This window comes from Cupriavidus alkaliphilus, assembly GCF_014191175.1.
In the GTDB taxonomy this organism is placed as follows: Bacteria; Pseudomonadota; Gammaproteobacteria; order Burkholderiales; family Burkholderiaceae; genus Cupriavidus; species Cupriavidus alkaliphilus.
Window position 1 is genome coordinate 883,300 of the sequence record NZ_JACHWE010000002.1, and the last position, 14,841, is coordinate 898,140.

The 14,841-nt window shown below is 68.8% G+C and carries 13 protein-coding genes; 6 read left to right on the forward strand and 7 right to left on the reverse strand.

Translation table 11 applies throughout. The features are described from left to right. Positions 1–82: 82 nt before the first annotated feature. The 4 genes from FHX60_RS10400 (at position 83) to FHX60_RS10415 (ending at position 3,253) form a co-directional block, all read left to right on the forward strand. Positions 83–970: a LysR family transcriptional regulator gene (locus FHX60_RS10400; RefSeq protein ID WP_183283286.1), complete on the forward strand. Its 888-nt coding sequence runs from the start codon at positions 83–85 to the stop codon at positions 968–970. 48 nt (positions 971–1,018) lie between these two features. Then, entirely contained in the window at positions 1,019–2,137 is a 1,119-nt protein-coding gene (locus tag FHX60_RS10405; protein WP_183283287.1) for an NAD(P)H-dependent flavin oxidoreductase, read from the forward strand. Between the two features lie 169 nt (positions 2,138–2,306). Then, positions 2,307–2,657, forward strand: a complete 351-nt coding sequence (locus tag FHX60_RS10410; protein WP_062804128.1) for a hypothetical protein — start codon at positions 2,307–2,309, stop codon at positions 2,655–2,657. 11 nt (positions 2,658–2,668) lie between these two features. Beyond that, positions 2,669–3,253, forward strand: a complete 585-nt coding sequence (locus FHX60_RS10415) for a methyltransferase domain-containing protein (protein WP_183283288.1) — start codon at positions 2,669–2,671, stop codon at positions 3,251–3,253. A 150-nt stretch (positions 3,254–3,403) separates the two neighbouring features. Here the strand turns inward: FHX60_RS10415 and FHX60_RS10420 are convergent, their stop codons facing one another. The 4 genes from FHX60_RS10420 to FHX60_RS10435 all read right to left on the reverse strand — a co-directional run bounded on the left by FHX60_RS10420 (position 3,404) and on the right by FHX60_RS10435 (position 9,766). Further along, positions 3,404–6,520: an efflux RND transporter permease subunit gene (locus FHX60_RS10420; protein WP_092310076.1), complete on the reverse strand. Its 3,117-nt coding sequence runs from the start codon at positions 6,518–6,520 to the stop codon at positions 3,404–3,406. 6 nt (positions 6,521–6,526) lie between these two features. After that, positions 6,527–7,687 (reverse strand): efflux RND transporter periplasmic adaptor subunit, encoded by a 1,161-nt coding sequence (locus tag FHX60_RS10425; RefSeq protein WP_183283289.1) that lies wholly within the window; start codon positions 7,685–7,687, stop codon positions 6,527–6,529. A 2-nt stretch (positions 7,688–7,689) separates the two neighbouring features. Next, a complete protein-coding gene (locus FHX60_RS10430; protein WP_183283290.1) occupies positions 7,690–9,138 on the reverse strand; it encodes a TolC family protein in 1,449 nt (482 codons plus the stop codon). Positions 9,139–9,355: 217 nt separating this feature from the next. Next, positions 9,356–9,766, reverse strand: a complete 411-nt coding sequence (locus FHX60_RS10435; RefSeq protein ID WP_092310085.1) for a cobalt-zinc-cadmium resistance protein — start codon at positions 9,764–9,766, stop codon at positions 9,356–9,358. 333 nt (positions 9,767–10,099) lie between these two features. On the opposite strand from FHX60_RS10435, the gene FHX60_RS10440 reads away from it, so the two are divergent. Together FHX60_RS10440 and FHX60_RS10445 are read left to right on the forward strand one after the other, a co-directional pair. Further along, entirely contained in the window at positions 10,100–10,705 is a 606-nt protein-coding gene (locus tag FHX60_RS10440) for a nucleotidyltransferase domain-containing protein (protein WP_181487013.1), read from the forward strand. A 101-nt stretch (positions 10,706–10,806) separates the two neighbouring features. Then, complete coding sequence (locus FHX60_RS10445; RefSeq protein WP_183283291.1) at positions 10,807–11,130, forward strand: hypothetical protein; 324 nt, start codon at positions 10,807–10,809, stop codon at positions 11,128–11,130. A 14-nt stretch (positions 11,131–11,144) separates the two neighbouring features. Here the strand turns inward: FHX60_RS10445 and FHX60_RS10450 are convergent, their stop codons facing one another. The 3 genes from FHX60_RS10450 to FHX60_RS10460 form a co-directional block, all read right to left on the reverse strand. Then, positions 11,145–12,776 carry a rhodanese-related sulfurtransferase gene (locus FHX60_RS10450; RefSeq protein ID WP_183283292.1) on the reverse strand — a complete coding sequence of 544 codons (1,632 nt, stop codon included), beginning with the start codon at positions 12,774–12,776 and terminating at the stop codon, positions 11,145–11,147. Then, positions 12,773–13,390 carry a cysteine dioxygenase family protein gene (locus FHX60_RS10455; RefSeq protein ID WP_183283293.1) on the reverse strand — a complete coding sequence of 206 codons (618 nt, stop codon included), beginning with the start codon at positions 13,388–13,390 and terminating at the stop codon, positions 12,773–12,775. Before FHX60_RS10455 ends, FHX60_RS10450 begins: the two co-directional genes overlap by 4 nt. A 109-nt stretch (positions 13,391–13,499) precedes the next feature. Then, positions 13,500–14,711 carry an acyl-CoA dehydrogenase family protein gene (locus FHX60_RS10460; RefSeq protein ID WP_183283294.1) on the reverse strand — a complete coding sequence of 404 codons (1,212 nt, stop codon included), beginning with the start codon at positions 14,709–14,711 and terminating at the stop codon, positions 13,500–13,502. Positions 14,712–14,841: the final 130 nt, after the last annotated feature.

Sequence of the window (14,841 nt, forward strand, 5' to 3'; positions counted from 1 at the left end):
TGGAAAGATTGTTTGTTTTGCTATATTCTCCAAATGAGAATATCCAACTGACCTCTTTTCCGCCTGCCGCGCCCGAACGCCGATGGAACTGGCTGAACTCGAAATCTTCCGCGCCGTAGCCACCGAGCAAAGCATCACCCGCGCCGCGCGCCTGCTGGACCGGGTGCAGTCCAACGTCACCACGCGCGTCAAGCAGCTGGAAGAAGCGCTCGGCGTGGCGCTGTTCCAGCGCGACAGCAAGCGCATGCTGCTGACGCCCGAGGGTCACCGGCTGCTCGCCTATGCCAACCAGATGCTGGCGCTGGCCGAAGAAGCGCGGCAGTCGGTGCAGGGCGCCGCGCCGTCGGGCCGGCTGCGCATCGGCACCATGGAAAGCGCCGCCGCCAACCGCCTGCCGATGCCGCTGGCGCGCTTCCACGCGGCCTGGCCCGGCGTGGAAATCGAGATCCGCACCGGCACCACGCGCGCGCTGGTCGATGCCGTGCTTGACCACCGGCTCGACTGCGCCGTGGTCGCGCACCCGGGCGAAGGGCCGGCGCGCGCGGCCGACATGGATGAACTCGCTCCCGGCCTGGAAGGCACCTACCTGTTCACCGAACACCTGCAACTGGTGCTGCCCGGCAGCCATCCCAAGGCGCGCGGGCCGCAGGACGTGGCGTTGCGCCGCCTCGCCGCCTTCCCGAAGGGCTGCACCTACCGCCAGTGCGCCGAAGCCTGGCTGGCGCAGGGCAGCGACGACATGCGCCAGCGCCTGGCCATCACCGAGATGCCGTCGTACCACGCCATGCTGGCCTGCGTCAGCGCCGGCACCGCGATGGCGATCCTGCCCCGCTCGCTGCTGGCGCTGCACCGCGACGCGGTCGACGTGCAGACCGTGCCGGTGCGCGCGGTGCACACCTATATCGTCAAGCGTGCCGGCTATGCCACGCAGGCCTGCGACGCCTTCGTGCGCGAACTGCGCGACGGCTGACCCTCCTCGCCGCACCATCGCCATCGAACCTTGCCAAGGAGCGCCAAATTGACCCAGACCACCCCAATCGCTGACCGGCTGCCGCTGTTGCGCAGGCTTGGCATCCGCACCCCGATCATCCAGGCACCCATGGCCGGTGTCGGCACACCCGCGCTGGCCGCGGCCGTCACCAATGCCGGCGGACTGGGTTCGCTCGGCGTTGGCGCCATGGATGCCGAAGCCGCGCGCAAGGCCCTCCGCGAGACCCGCGCACTGACCAGCGGCCCGTTCAACGTCAACGTGTTCTGCCATGCGCCGGCCGTCGCCGATGCCGCGCGCGAGCATGCGTGGCTGGCCTACCTCGCGCCACGCTTTGCCGAATTCGGCGCCACACCGCCGGCGGCGCTGCGCGAGATCTACCGCAGCTACGTCACCGACGATGCCATGCACGCGATGCTGCTGGAAGAACGCCCGGCGGTGGTCAGCTTCCATTTCGGACTGCCCGATGCGGGCCGGATCCGCGCGCTGCGCGACGCCGGCATCGTGCTGCTGGCCAGCGCCACCTCCCTCGATGAGGCGCGCGCGATCGAGGCGGCGGGCATCGATGCGATCGTCGCGCAGGGCATCGAGGCCGGCGGCCATCGCGGCGTGTTCGACCCGTCCGCCGTCGACGAGGGACTGGGCACCTTCGCGCTGGTACGCATGCTGGCGACCCAGACCCGCCTGCCGGTGATCGCCGCGGGCGGCATCATGGACGGCGCCGGCATCGCCGCGGCGCTGGCGCTCGGCGCGCAGGCCGCGCAGCTCGGCACCGCGTTTATCGCCTGCCCCGAGACCGTGGCCGACGGCCCCTACCGCGAGGCGCTGCTGCAGGCGCGCAAGCGTCCGACCGTGCTGACGCGGGCCATTTCCGGCCGCCATGCCCGCGGCCTGGCCAACCGCTTCACCGAGCTGGGTGCGGCAGCCGGCGCGCCCGCCACGCCCGACTATCCGACCGCCTACGATGCCGGCAAGGCCTTGCACGCCGCCGCCAAGGCGCGCGGCAGCGCCGACTTTGCCGCGCAGTGGGCCGGCCAGGCGGTGCCGCTGGCCCGGGCATTGCCGGCGGCGGAGCTGGTCGCCGCGCTGGCGAGCGAACTCGCCGCCAGCACGCGCGGGCTGGGGGAGCTGGCCGAAACACTCGGATAAGCGGTTTCGGACACGACCGTCTTACCGCGTCTTACACCAGGTTAAAAAAGGCAGGTCCTAAAAGCCGCGGTTACAAAGCTAACAAGTCGACCCGGGGCCGGAAACACCTTGATCGCCGCTTTGCGTCCATCATTCAGGAACACAAGCTGTGCATGACAAGGAGTCCGAAATGCGCCCCTCCACCCGCATCGTCGCCGCGGCGGTCCTGGCCGCGACCCTGGTAGCCGCCGGTTCCGCCTCCGCGCGCGGCCGGCACCACCACCATGGCGGCTCCAACGCCGGCGCCGTGCTGGCGGTCGGCGCGCTGGCCGGCCTGGCGCTGGGCGCCATGCTGGCCTCGGGACCGGTGGTGGCGGCCCCGGTCGCGCCGCCGCCCGTCACCTACGCCCCCGCGCCGGTCTCGTACGCGGCGCCGGCGGTGCCGCCGGGCTATTGCTACCGCGACTACGACCGCGCCTACGTGCCGTGCGGACCGCAGCCTTCCGGCTACTACCGCGAGGCGCCGTACTACGGCTACTGAGGCCTGCCGCGATGCCAGTCGACCGCGACTATTTCGCCGGCCTGTACGGCCGCAACGAGGATCCCTGGGGCATTGGCACGCGCTGGTATGAAGCGCGCAAGCGCGCCCTGCTGCTGGCCACGCTGCCGCGCGAGCGCTTCGCCCGCGCCTTCGAGCCCGGCTGCGGCGGCGGCCACCTGAGCGTGGCGCTGGCGCCGCGCTGCGATGCGCTGGTGGCAATGGAACTGGCCGCGAGCGCAGCCGAGCAGGCGCGGCAACGACTGGCCCCGTTCCCGCACGCACGCGTGCTGACCGGCGAATTGCCGCAGCAGTGGCCGGAGGGCAGCTTCGACCTGATGGTGTTCTCCGAACTGGGCTACTACTTTCCCAAGCCTGACTGGCACGAGGTCGCGGCCATGGCCGCGCGCGCGCTGGCCGATGACGGCGTCATCGTCGCCTGCCATTTCCGGCATCCGTTCGCCGAGCAGCAGATTACCGCGCAGGCGGTGCATGACGCGATCGGCGCGCAGCGCGGGCTGTATCGGCATATCCGGCACGAGGAACCGGATTTCGTGCTGGAACTGTGGACGCGGCAGCTGGAGATGCGGCTGGCGTAGGTGCCTGCCGTGACTGGAAAAGAAAAACGCCCCATGCAGGCCAGTGACTTGCATGGGGCGTTGTCTTTGGGGCGACCGCCGGGGTACTCCCTCTCCCGCTTGCGGGAGAGGGGAGCAAACAAGCTGTCGGTTCAGATCAGCGAATCTGCCTTACACCGGCACATCCCGCGTCGGATCCGGCTTGCGGTCATCAAACCAGCGGTACAGCGTCGGCACCATTACCAGCGTCAGCAGCGTCGACGTGATCAGCCCGCCGATCACCACCACCGCCAGCGGCCGCTGGACTTCGGAGCCGGGGCCGGTCGAGAACAGGAACGGCACCAGGCCCAGCATGGCGATGGTCGCGGTCATCATCACCGGGCGGAAACGCTGGGTCGCGCCCTGCACCACCGCCTCGTCGAGCGACAGGCCCGAATCGCGCAGCGTGCGGATATACGACACCAGCACCACCCCGTTCAGCACCGCCATGCCCCACAGCGCGATAAAGCCCACCGACGCCGGCACCGACAGGTACTCGCCGGTGACGAACAGCCCGATGATGCCGCCGATCGATGCGAACGGCAGCACCGTGATGATCAGCGTGGCGAAGCGCAGCGAGTTGAACAGCAGGAACAGCAGGAAGAAGATCGCGGCGATGGTGACCGGCACGATGATCTTCAGGTGGCCCATGGCGCGCTCCATGTTCTGGAACTGGCCGCCCCACTCGAGGTAGTAGCCTTCGGGCAGCTTGACCTTGGCATCGGCGGCCTGCTGCAGCTCGGCGACGAAGCCGCCAAGGTCGCGGTCCTTCACGTTGATCATCACCACCACGCGGCGCTTGGCCATTTCGCGGCTGATCTGCGCGGGACCGTCGTTGACCTCGATGCGCGCCACGCTCTGCAGCGGCACCTGCATGCCGTCGGGCGTGTTCACCAGCAGCTGGCGGATTGCCTGCACGTTGTTGCGGAAGTCTTCCGGCAGGCGCACGGCAGCGGCAAAGCGGCGCTCGCCCTCGAAGATGTCGGTGGCGCGCTTGCCGCCGATGGCGATCTCGATCACGTCGTGGATGTCCGACACGTTGAGGCCGTAGCGCGCAATCGCCTGGCGGTCGATCTCGATCGACAGGTACTGCTGGCCCGACACGCGCTCGATGCGGATATCCTGCGAGCCCTGGATGCCGCCGGCGACGCGGGCGATCTCGCCCGCCAGCTCGCGCAGCTTGTCCAGGTCGTCGCCGAACACCTTCACCGCCACGTCGGAACGCACGCCGCTGACCATTTCGTCAACGCGGTCCGAGATCGGCTGCGCCATCACGATCTGCACGCCCGGAATGGCCTTGAGCTTTTCGCGGATGGCATTGGCGATATCGTCCTGGGTCCAGCCGTCGGGCCACTCGTCGCGGTCCTTCAGGCTGGCGATCGGGGTCGATTCGTTCTGGCCCTGCGGATCCGCCGGGCTTTCGCCGCGGCCCACGCCCGACACCACCGACTTCACGCCCGGCACGCCCAGCACCAGCTTGTTGGCCTCCTTCTCCAGCTTGATCGACTCTTCCAGCGAGATGTTCGGCACGCGGTCGATCGCGGGCACGATCGAGCCTTCCTTCATCTCCGGAATGAACGAGGTACCGAGCAGCGGCACGATCAGCAGCGTGGCGACGAAGGCGCCGACCGCGCTGAGCACGGTCTTGCGGCTGTTGCCCAACGCCCAGTGCAGCAGGCGCAGGTAATGGCGCTTCATGAAGGCGATCAGGAAGGTGTCATGCTCGGCCCCGCCCTTGAGCAGGTAGGACGACAGCACCGGCGACAGCGTCAGCGACAGGAACAGCGAGATCGCCAGCGCAATCGAGATGGTGAACGCCAGCGGCGCGAACATCTTGCCTTCCATGCCCGACAGCGTCATCAGCGGCAGGAACACCAGGATGATGATGCCCACGCCCACGATCACCGGCGTGGCCACTTCCTGCACCGCCTTGACCAGGATCTCGGTCTTGGTCAGTCCGGGCTCCTTGTGGCCGAGCCGCTCGAACGCGTTCTCGACCACCACCACCGAGCCGTCGACCATCAGGCCGATGGCGATCGCCAGCCCCCCCAGCGACATCAGGTTGGCCGATAGCCCCGCCTCGTTCATCACCATGAAGGTCAGCAATGGCGTCAGCACCAGCGTGGCCAGCACGATGATCGACGAACGCACGTCGCCCAGGAACAGGAACAGCACGATCACCACCAGCACCACGCCTTCGAGCAGCACCTTGGTCACGGTCCACAGGGCCGCGTCGACCAGTTCGCTGCGGTCGTAGTACGGCACGATCTGCAGCTTGCCCGGCAGCATGCCGCGCTCGTTGATCTCGGCCACGCGGGCCTTGACGCGGCTGACCACTTCCTTGGCATTGCCGCCGCGCATCATCATGACGATGCCGCCGACCGCCTCGGTCTGGCCGTTCTTGACCAGCGCGCCCTGGCGCACCTCATGGCCGATGGTGACGTTGGCCACGTCGCGCAGGTAGACCGGCGTACCGTTGACTTCCTTCAGCACGATGCTGCCGAGGTCGTCGACGCCCTTGGCCAGGCCGACGCCGCGGATCAGGTACTGCTCGGCGTAGTGCGGCAGCACGCCGCCGCCGGAGTTGGCGTTGTTGCGCGCCAGCGCCTCGTAGACCTGCTGGATCGACACACCGTAATGGCGCATGCGCTCCGGGTTGACCAGCGCCTGGTACTGGCGCACGTAGCCGCCCTGCGAGTTGATCTCGGCCACGCCGGGAATCGAGCGCAGCAGCGGACGCACCACCCAGTCCTGGGCGATGCGGCGCTCGGCCAGCTCTTCCTGGGTCAGTTCGCGGTTGCCGTCGTCGGCGCGGTCCAGCGTGTACTGGTAGACCTCGCCCAGGCCGGTCGAGACCGGCCCCAGCACGGGCGTGACGCCCTCGGGCATGCGCCCGCCCACTTCGATCAGGCGCTCCATCACCAGCTGGCGCGCGAAGTACACGTCGGTGGCATCGGTGAACACCAGCGTGATCAGCGACAGGCCCGCCTTGTTCAGCGAGCGCATCTCTTCCAGCCCGGGCAGGCCGGTCATGGCCATTTCCACCGGCACGGTGACAAAGCGCTCCACTTCCTCGGGCGAACGGCCCGCGGCCTCGGTGGCGATCTGCACCTGCACGTTGGTCACGTCCGGGAACGCATCCACCGACAGCTTGGTGGCAGCGCGCAGGCCGAAGAAGAACAGCACCACGGCAAGGACGCACACCACCAGCCGCTGCTTGATGGCGGCTTCGACTAGGGATTTCATCATGGTCGATTACCCTTGTTCGAGGCGCTTGCGCTCGTTGTCCAGGTGGAAGGCGCCCTCGACCACGATGCGGTCGCCCGCCTTCACGCCGTTCTGGACCACGCGCATGCCATCGCTCTCGGCGCCCAGCTTGACGCGGGTCAGCCGGTACTTGTTGCCCGGCATCTCGACATAGACCAGCTCGTCATTGCCGTCGCGCACCACCGCCGCCGCCGGCACCACCAGCTGGTCGACCGGCTTGCTGGCAATCAGCATGCTGGCCAGCATGGCGGGCTTGAGCCGGCCTTCGCGGTTTTCCAGCTCGGTGCGGACCAGCACCGTGCGCGATTGCGGGCTGACCGTGCGGCCCACGTAGATCAGCTTGCCGGTAATGGTCTGGCGTCCGGCGCCGTTGGCCAGCGACGGCACCTCGATCTCCACGCTCTGGCCTTCGGCCACCTGCGCGGCCTGCTGCTCCGGCACCTCGGCCACCACCCATACGCGCGACAGGTCGGCCACGGTGTAGAGCGCGTCGGCGGGCTGCACCACCTGGCCCTGCGCCACGTTACGCTCGACCACGGTGCCGCTGATGCTGGAATACACCGGCGAGTGCGAATTGATGCTGCCGCTCTTGGCCAGCTGGGCGATCGAGGTTGCCGACATGCCCAGCACGCGCAGCTGGTCGCGGTAGGCGCGCATCTCGGCCGAGGCAATCGCCAGTTCGCTCTCGCGGCGCTGCAGTTCGCCGCGGCCGATCACGTCGGCGGCAAACAGCTGGCGCGCGCGCTCGGCGTTGCGGCCCTGCAGCTCGGTCTGCGCCTCGCTCTTCAGGAACGCCATCTGCGCCGCGCCCAGCTCGCTGCTGTGCAGGCGCGCCAGCACCTGGCCGGCCTTCACTTCCTGGCCCAGCGTGGCATAGAGGTCAGTGACGCGGCCGGTCACGCTGGCGCCGATGCGCGACACGCGCTGCTCGTCGAAATCGATGCGGCCGGCCACGCGCAGCATCTCGCTGAACGGGGACGTGGCCACCGGGGCCACCTTCAGGCCCTTCTGCAGGTTGCCCTCGGGCTGGATCACGCCGGGCGGGAGCTTGGGCGCCTCGGCGACGGGCTCAGGTTTGTCGGAACAGGCCGCCAGGCTGAACGTCAGGACGGCGGCGGCCGTCAGCGAAAGCAGGAAATTGGGACGCATGGTTATTTCTGTTCGATGTTGGACGTCGGCTGCAGGCCGGGGGCAGCGGTGGCGCCCGGGGCGGTCGACATAAGCTTTTCGATCTGGATCGCGGCCAGCTGCAGGTCGTACTGCGCGGCGATCAGCTCATTGCGCGCGCCACGCAGCACGCGCTGGGCATCGAGGTAGTCCAGGATGCCGCGCTCGCCGAAGCGGTAGGCGGCCTCGGCCACGCCCAGCGCCGACTCGGCCTCGCGCACGATGCCCGACTCCAGCGCGGTCACCTGGGCCTGGTTGATCTCGTACTGGCGGTAGGCCGCTTCCAGTTCCTGGGTCAGCTCGAACTCGCGCATCTCCAGCGCGCTGCGCGCCTGCGTGGCCTGCGCGGTGGCTTCGCCCACCGGGCCGCTGCGGCGGTCCCACAGCGGGATGGTCAGGATCAGGCCGATCTGCGAGACGTTGTTGTCAGGCTGGCGGTCGGTGCTGGCGCGCAGCGCCACTTCCGGCCAGCGCAGCGACTTCTGGTAATCGACGCCCAGTTGCGCGCGCTCCAGCTCCATGCGGCGCTGGACCAGTTCGGCGTTGCCGGCGGTCATGGTGTCGCGCAGCGCCGGCAGCGGCGGCACGTCGGGCGCCTGGCCCAGCGTGCCCGCCAGCGAAAACTGCCCCGGCATGGCGCCACCCACCTGCTGGCGCAGCGCGGCCTTGGCCTGGTTGACGCGCAGCTCGGCGGTCTGCTGGCTCTTCTGCGAAGCCAGCAATTCGGTCTCGGCCTTGATCAGCTCGTAGCGCGGGGCCTCGCCCACTTCCACGCGCAGGCGCGCGCGCGAGTGGATCTGGCGCATCATCGCCAGGTCTTCCTCGGCCGCGTGCAGCTCGCTCTCGCGGCGCAGCACGTCGTAATAGGCGGTCTTCACGCGCGCGGCCAGGTCGGCGCGGAAGCCCTGCCGCACCGCCTGCGACGATTCCAGCCCGCGGGTCGCCATGGCCTCGCGCAGGCTGCGCTGGTGCGGGTAATCGAACTTCTGCACCACCGCGTAGCTGGGCGCATTGCCGCTGGCCACGCCCGGCTGCTTGCCGGACATGCGGCCATACATCACTTCGACCTGCGGATTGGGATAGGCGCGGGCGCTGCTGATGGCGGCGCTGGCCGCGTCGACATTGGCTTCGGCGGCGGCCACGCCCTTGTTGGTGGACTGGGCCAGGTCGAGCAGCTGGGGCAGCGAGTAGGCGGGTCCGGCGGCAGCGGCGCCGGCCGGGGCGGTCTTCGGTACGGCGGCGGCCGCCAGGATGGCGGCGCCCGGCAGCGGTGCGGCAGCCGGCTTGGACAGCGGTGCGCGGGCCGCGGGGGCGGCACCGGCCAGGTCTGTCGCCTTCGCGGAGGTCGCGCCTTGGGCGCCGGCCTGGGCCGGGGCCGCGGCAAGCGCCATCAGCGAAAGCGACGCGATCAGGGTCAGCTTGGTTGTTGTCATGAGTCGGGAAAGCAAGCGATACGTCTGCCTCTCGCCACGCTGCCGCCCGCCCCGGGTGACGTCGTCAGGGGGACGCAATCACGGCAGGGCGCACAACGGCGGCGGCATGCCGGCGCGGTCAGGCGGCAGGCAGGCTGGCGATATCAGGCAAAGGGGCGCGGCCCGCGGCTGGGCGGCTGCATGCGGCAGCGCGCACGGTGCGGGCGCAGGAAAGCGGTCAGGCCAGGGCTATGGGCGGCCGGAAAAAAGCGGAAGGTGGCGGCTCGGCGCGGCCCGGCGGGTGCTGGGCCACGTCGCCGCTAGGCAGCAGGAACTTCACTGGCGGCAACGCAAAGAGCGCGCTGGATTCTTCGATCTCGTCGAGCAAGTCGAGCGGATCGAGCAGGTCGGCCGACCAGATATTGCAGTACCCGGGGGGGGGGTCATCGCAGATATCGTCGTCGTGCAGGCCGTCGTCGCCGGGCACCACGATGCGGCCCAGATCGTCGACAGGCTGGGCCGCCGCCATGTCGATCAGGTCCACCCCCGCCTGCTGCGGCCCCGGCAACGCCGCGCGCGCGTCCGCCGCTGCTCCAAAGGAGAGCAGCGACAGGCACATGGCAGTCAGCAGCAGGAACAACAGTCGCATTGGGTCGGGGGCATTGGCGGCATCGGCTGGAACCAGGGGTGATTCGGGGCCGCCAGGGATGCTGCAGGACAGCATTGTAACTGAACGATTACGATTGACAGGGAATCGTTACGTTCGTTCCCTTGCTGTAGAGAGAACCTGCGTCTTTGGCGCCTGTTGAGAAGGATCTGCTCTGCAGCGAAGCCCCTGTTTTGTACGATGTTCACCTGAAACCAAGCGGTAAACGCCCTGCCTAAAGCCTCCTGCATAAAATGCAGTGACAGTGCATGATCTGCAGCGTCAGTGCATAATATGCAGCAACGCTGTAGATTATGCAGCGAAAGGAGGCTTACCATGCACAACGTACTTCTTGGTGAACTTTTCGGTGGCGAAAAGCGCTTGGCACTTTTGCGTGCCCTTTATCTCACTCCGGGCAAGCAGTACGCGCCCACCGAGCTGGCCAGAATGTCGGGATCCAACACCGGAAATGTGACGCATTGGCTTAAGCGCTGGACCGAGGTCGGGCTGGCCATTCGGACGCAGGACGGCCGAAACATCCGGTATAGCGCCTCCGATTCGCCCTTGCTGGCAGGCCTGACCGACATCGTCCGCCGCAGTGACGCCGGGCTGGAGGATGTCAGGAATGCGCTACCAGAAGAGGTGGAGATCGCCGTGATATTCGGATCGGTCGCCCGCGGCGAAGAACAGGCGACTTCTGACCTGGACGTGCTGGTGCTGGGCGAAGAACTTAGCGCCGTACGCGTCAATGCGGCGTTGAAACCGGTAGGGCGCGAGCACGGACGGGAAATCCATGCATCAGTATTCTCGAGGTCCGAGTTTGAGCAAATGCTGGCAGAGGGAAACAGCTTTGCGCTGGGTGTGGTGAGTCAGCCAGTTATCGCCTTGAAAGGAGACTTTGTCTATGGCAGCGCGCAAGCCGGCACAACTGGCGTTGGATGAGCCTCAGGCCGTCCGCCTGGAGCGCATGCAGAACAAACAGATGGTGCAGGAATTGCTGCGCGCTGCCGTGCAGAAATTCCAGGACACAACGGTGCAGGGGAGTGTCCGACCCAACAAAGTTCGAAGCCGCCTACGATGCAATCCTGTTCGCAGCGCTGGTCGTCTTTGCCGCACAAGGCTACCGGATCACGGCGGCGCAAGGGCACCACCGCATCGCACTGGAAGGGCTTGTCGGGTCCATCGGCGGCAGCCAACTCCTGCTGGACGAGTTGGACGGCCTGCTGTCCATCCGCAATGAAAAGTACACGGGATTCGCCACCGTCAGGGCGCCTGACATGCGCCTGGCCCTGGAACACGCCAGGCGCATACTCGACGACACATCGCACTGGCTGCGCCAGCACTTTCCCGGCATGCTGAAGCCTTAGCGCAACACCACGCCCTACACCACCCTGAACCCATGCGTCCCGTCGCGCTCCAGCTGCGCGATCAGGCCGTATTCCCAATCCAGGTACCCCTGCATCGCCTCGCGCGGATTGTCGGTGCCTTCATAGGGGCGGCGATAGCGGTCGGTGCGGCCTGAGGCCAGGCGCGTCTCGCCGCTCTCCAGCGGCAGCCCCGCGGCGATCCAGGCCTGGGTGCCGCCTTCCAGCACGAACACTTCCGCATCGCTCAGGCGCCGCAGGTCGGCGGCGGCAAAGCGCGCCAGCAGGCTGGTGCCGCAGGTGAGGACGTAACGCCGCGGCCGCGGGATGCGGGCCAGCGCGTCGGCCAGCTGGGCGCGAATGACAAAATACGCGCCCGGGATATGACGCTTGACGTAGTTGGCGCTGGTGGTGAAATCCAGCACGGCGGTGCTGTCGTCGCCGGCCTCCAGCCATGCGGCCAGCTGCGCCGTGCCGACGGTGGCTACGGGCGCCGGCGTCGGCACCGGCGCGGCGACCGGCCCGGTCTCGCTGCGCGCCGAGGCGTCCACCGGTTCCACCACCCAGACCTCCCAGCCCATCTGCGCCAGCCACGAGCCCGTCATGCCAGCGCGTACGTCATCGTCGTCGGCCAGCACGATGCGCGCGCCGCGCACCGGCGCGCTGTGGTCGGTTTCCTGCACCAGCTGCCCGCCCGGCGCATTGACAAAGCCCGGCAGGTGGCCGTCAGCGAATTCCTCGGGCGTGCGCACATCGAAGCGGTACACCGTGCGCCCGGGCGAGTGCAGCGTGTCCAACTGCGCCAGCGCGATGCGCCGCACGCCGGCGCGGTCGGCGATCTCGCGCGCGCCACGGCGGGCGCTGTCGCGGTTGGCGTCGCTGACCGCGGCCGGGGCGCGGCGGCTGGCGCCATGGTCCAGTTGCTGGCCGGCCAGGGTCCAGCCAATGGTGCCGTTGCGCAGCGCCGCCACCGGGTTCGGGATCCCCGCGTTCACCAGCGATTGCGTGCCGATGATGCTGCGCGTGCGGCCCGCGCAATTGACGATCACGCGCGTGCGCGGATCCGGGGCGAGCTCGCGCACGCGCAGCACCAGCTCGGCGCCCGGCACGCTGGTGGCGGTGGGGATGCTCATGGTCTGGTACTCGTCGAAGCGGCGCGCGTCGACGATCACCACATCGGCCCGGCTGTCGATTAGTGCCTGCACTTCCTCGGCCGCCAGCGAAGGCGTATGGCGGGCGGCTTCGACCACTTCACCGAACGACTTGCTCGGCACGTTGACGTCGCGGAACACCTCGCCGCCGCCATCGATCCACGCGCGCAGCCCGCCTTCCAGCAGCTGCACTTGGGTATAGCCCAGGCCTTGCAGCACCGCCGCCGCGCGTGGCGCCAGGTCAGCGCCGGCATGGTCGCCATAGATCACGATGCGCGTATCGCGGCGCGGAATGCGCGCCCACGCGTCCAGTTCCAGGCGGGACAGCGGGAAATTGGCGGCCCACAGCGGATGCTCCTGCGCAAAGGGATCTTCCTCGCGCACGTCGATCAGTGCGATCTCGTCGCGGTTGCGCAGGGCGCTGCGCACGGCTTCGGCAGAAGCGGTGGGAAAGGCCGGCGTGGCTGGCGCGGCCGGCGTGGCGGAAACGTTGGTCATGACTGGGCAAGTTCGCGGGAGCGGTCCCACAGGTTGGGCAGGGTCTGGTTGGAGTAGCCGGAGACAAAGGGCTTGCGGGTGCCGTCCTCGGCGTAGACCGAGCGGCGCACCGCGCCGATATTGGCGCCGTAGACGTGGATGCTGACCGAGACGCGGTCGTCGTAGACGTTGTTGACGCGATGGATATCGCCGACCGCCGGCGACACGGCTTCGACCTGGCCGGGCAGCAGGCGCACGCTCGGGCCGCTGGCAACCGGCCGGCCGGCGGTGTCGAGTGCAAACGGCTGCGCATCTTCCGCGCCGCGCAGCATGCCGATCAGGCCCCATACGGTGTGGTCGTGGATCGGCGTGCGCTGGCCCGGTCCCCAGACGAAGCTGACGATGGAAAAACGCTCGGCGGAATCGCAATGCAGCAGGTGCTGCTGGTAGTACTCGGGGTGTGGCCGGGCACACGCTTCGGGCAGCCAGTCATCGCGCGCGACCAGCGTTGCCAGCAAGGCCCCGCCTTCGCGCAGGATGCGGGACTCGTCGGGATGCTGGTCGAGCAGCGCGGCCAGGCCGGTGATGAAATCGCGCAGCGGCGCCAGCGCGTTGGGATCGGGGGAACTGCCCATGGGAGTGCTCCGGAGTGTCTCGTTGTGGTTGCCGGCCGCCGGGGCCAGCCGCGCGGCCCTCTTGCGGGGCGCTGGCTTCGCAAACATAGCACGGCAGGCGCGGCAGCGCTTACAGGCCCAGTTGCGCGCGCCCGGCGGCGAGCAGGATCGAATCGTTTTGCGGCGTATGGATGCGGCTGCACAGCACGTCGCGATAGTGGCGCTCGAGCGGGTGGTTACGGCTCAGCCCGTGGTTGCCCGACAGCTGCAGCGCCAGCTCCGCCGCGCGGATGGCGTTGCCGGTCACGGTGAACTTCAGCAGGCCGCTGTCGGCCATTGCCGGCGGAGCGCCCGCATCGGTGCGCGCCGCGGCGTCGTCGAGCAGCACCTGGTTGACGCGCAGCAGCGCGGCGATCTCGCCGACGGCCTCCTGCACGCGTGGCAGCGTGGCCAGCGGCGCGCCCAGGCTGCCGGGCGCACGCTCGCGCACGAAGTCGTTGAGCCAGGCCGACGCCGCGCGCGCCACCGCGTCATAGAGGCTGCCCAGCAGCACCACCATCCAGGCTTGCTGGTCGGCGTTGGCATCGAGGTCCGCCTGGCTGGCGCCCGCCGGCGCCCACGCCGATGGCTCACGGATATCGACGGCATGGTCCGGCGGAATCCAGACATTGTCGAGCACGGTCTCGTGGCTGCCCGAGGCACGCAGGCCAAGGTGGTTCCAGTTCTCCACGATGCGCACGCCGGCGATACCCGATGCGGGGCCCGGCACCAGGAACACGCCCACGCGCGGCTGCGGCTCGTCGGTGCGGGCCCACACCGCGAGCCAGCGCAAGGCAGGAATGCCGGTGCTGTACAGCTTGCGGCCGCTGATGCGCCAGCCGTCGGCCACGCGTGTCGCCACCGTGGCCGGCAGGCCGCCGCGGGCCGGCGAGCCCAGCTGCGGTTCGACGCGCAGCGAATTGATCAGCGCGCCCTCCTGCACCGCGCTGGCAAGGACCTGCTCGCGCAGCGCCGCCGGCCAGTGCGAGTCGGCGCGGGCAATTGCGCGATGCTGCAGGTAGGTCATGGTCAGCACCAGCGCGGTCGCGGCGTCGCCGCCGGCCAGCGCGGCCACGATGCGGCGCGCCTGCGCCAGGCCCGCCCCGCCGCCGCCGTGCGCGCGCGGCACCACCTGCGCAATCAGGCCATGGGCGTGCAGCTGCGCAAAGTTGTCGTGCGGGAAGCTGGCCGCGGCATCGTGTGCGCCGGCATCGGCGGCAAAGCGCGCGGACAGCGCCGCCAGCACCTCGGCAAGGCGCGCATCGCTGCCGGGCAGCCGGCGCAGGGCAGACGTCAAGGACATGGAACAGGACTCCGGGAGAAAGATGAGCGCGCGGTGCGCACCGAATGCCGCCTAGCGTAGCGCCGCCGCTGTCCGGCGAAAACGATGCTTATTGAATATGGAGCGTCGTTTTTATTCGTTAGCGCAGCCG

Bases quoted from the DNA above. Each gene is read 5' to 3' on its own strand.
- FHX60_RS10400 (WP_183283286.1), top strand. From the start codon at position 83: ATGGAACTGGCTGAACTCGAAATCTTCCGCGCCGTAGCCACCGAGCAA.
- FHX60_RS10410 (WP_062804128.1), top strand. From the start codon at position 2,307: ATGCGCCCCTCCACCCGCATCGTCGCCGCGGCGGTCCTGGCCGCGACC.
- FHX60_RS10415 (WP_183283288.1), top strand. From the start codon at position 2,669: ATGCCAGTCGACCGCGACTATTTCGCCGGCCTGTACGGCCGCAACGAG.
- FHX60_RS10420 (WP_092310076.1), bottom strand. From the start codon at position 6,520: ATGATGAAATCCCTAGTCGAAGCCGCCATCAAGCAGCGGCTGGTGGTG.
- FHX60_RS10425 (WP_183283289.1), bottom strand. From the start codon at position 7,687: ATGCGTCCCAATTTCCTGCTTTCGCTGACGGCCGCCGCCGTCCTGACG.
- FHX60_RS10430 (WP_183283290.1), bottom strand. From the start codon at position 9,138: ATGACAACAACCAAGCTGACCCTGATCGCGTCGCTTTCGCTGATGGCG.
- FHX60_RS10435 (WP_092310085.1), bottom strand. From the start codon at position 9,766: ATGCGACTGTTGTTCCTGCTGCTGACTGCCATGTGCCTGTCGCTGCTC.
- FHX60_RS10440 (WP_181487013.1), top strand. From the start codon at position 10,100: ATGCACAACGTACTTCTTGGTGAACTTTTCGGTGGCGAAAAGCGCTTG.
- FHX60_RS10450 (WP_183283292.1), bottom strand. From the start codon at position 12,776: ATGACCAACGTTTCCGCCACGCCGGCCGCGCCAGCCACGCCGGCCTTT.
- FHX60_RS10455 (WP_183283293.1), bottom strand. From the start codon at position 13,390: ATGGGCAGTTCCCCCGATCCCAACGCGCTGGCGCCGCTGCGCGATTTC.
- FHX60_RS10460 (WP_183283294.1), bottom strand. From the start codon at position 14,711: ATGTCCTTGACGTCTGCCCTGCGCCGGCTGCCCGGCAGCGATGCGCGC.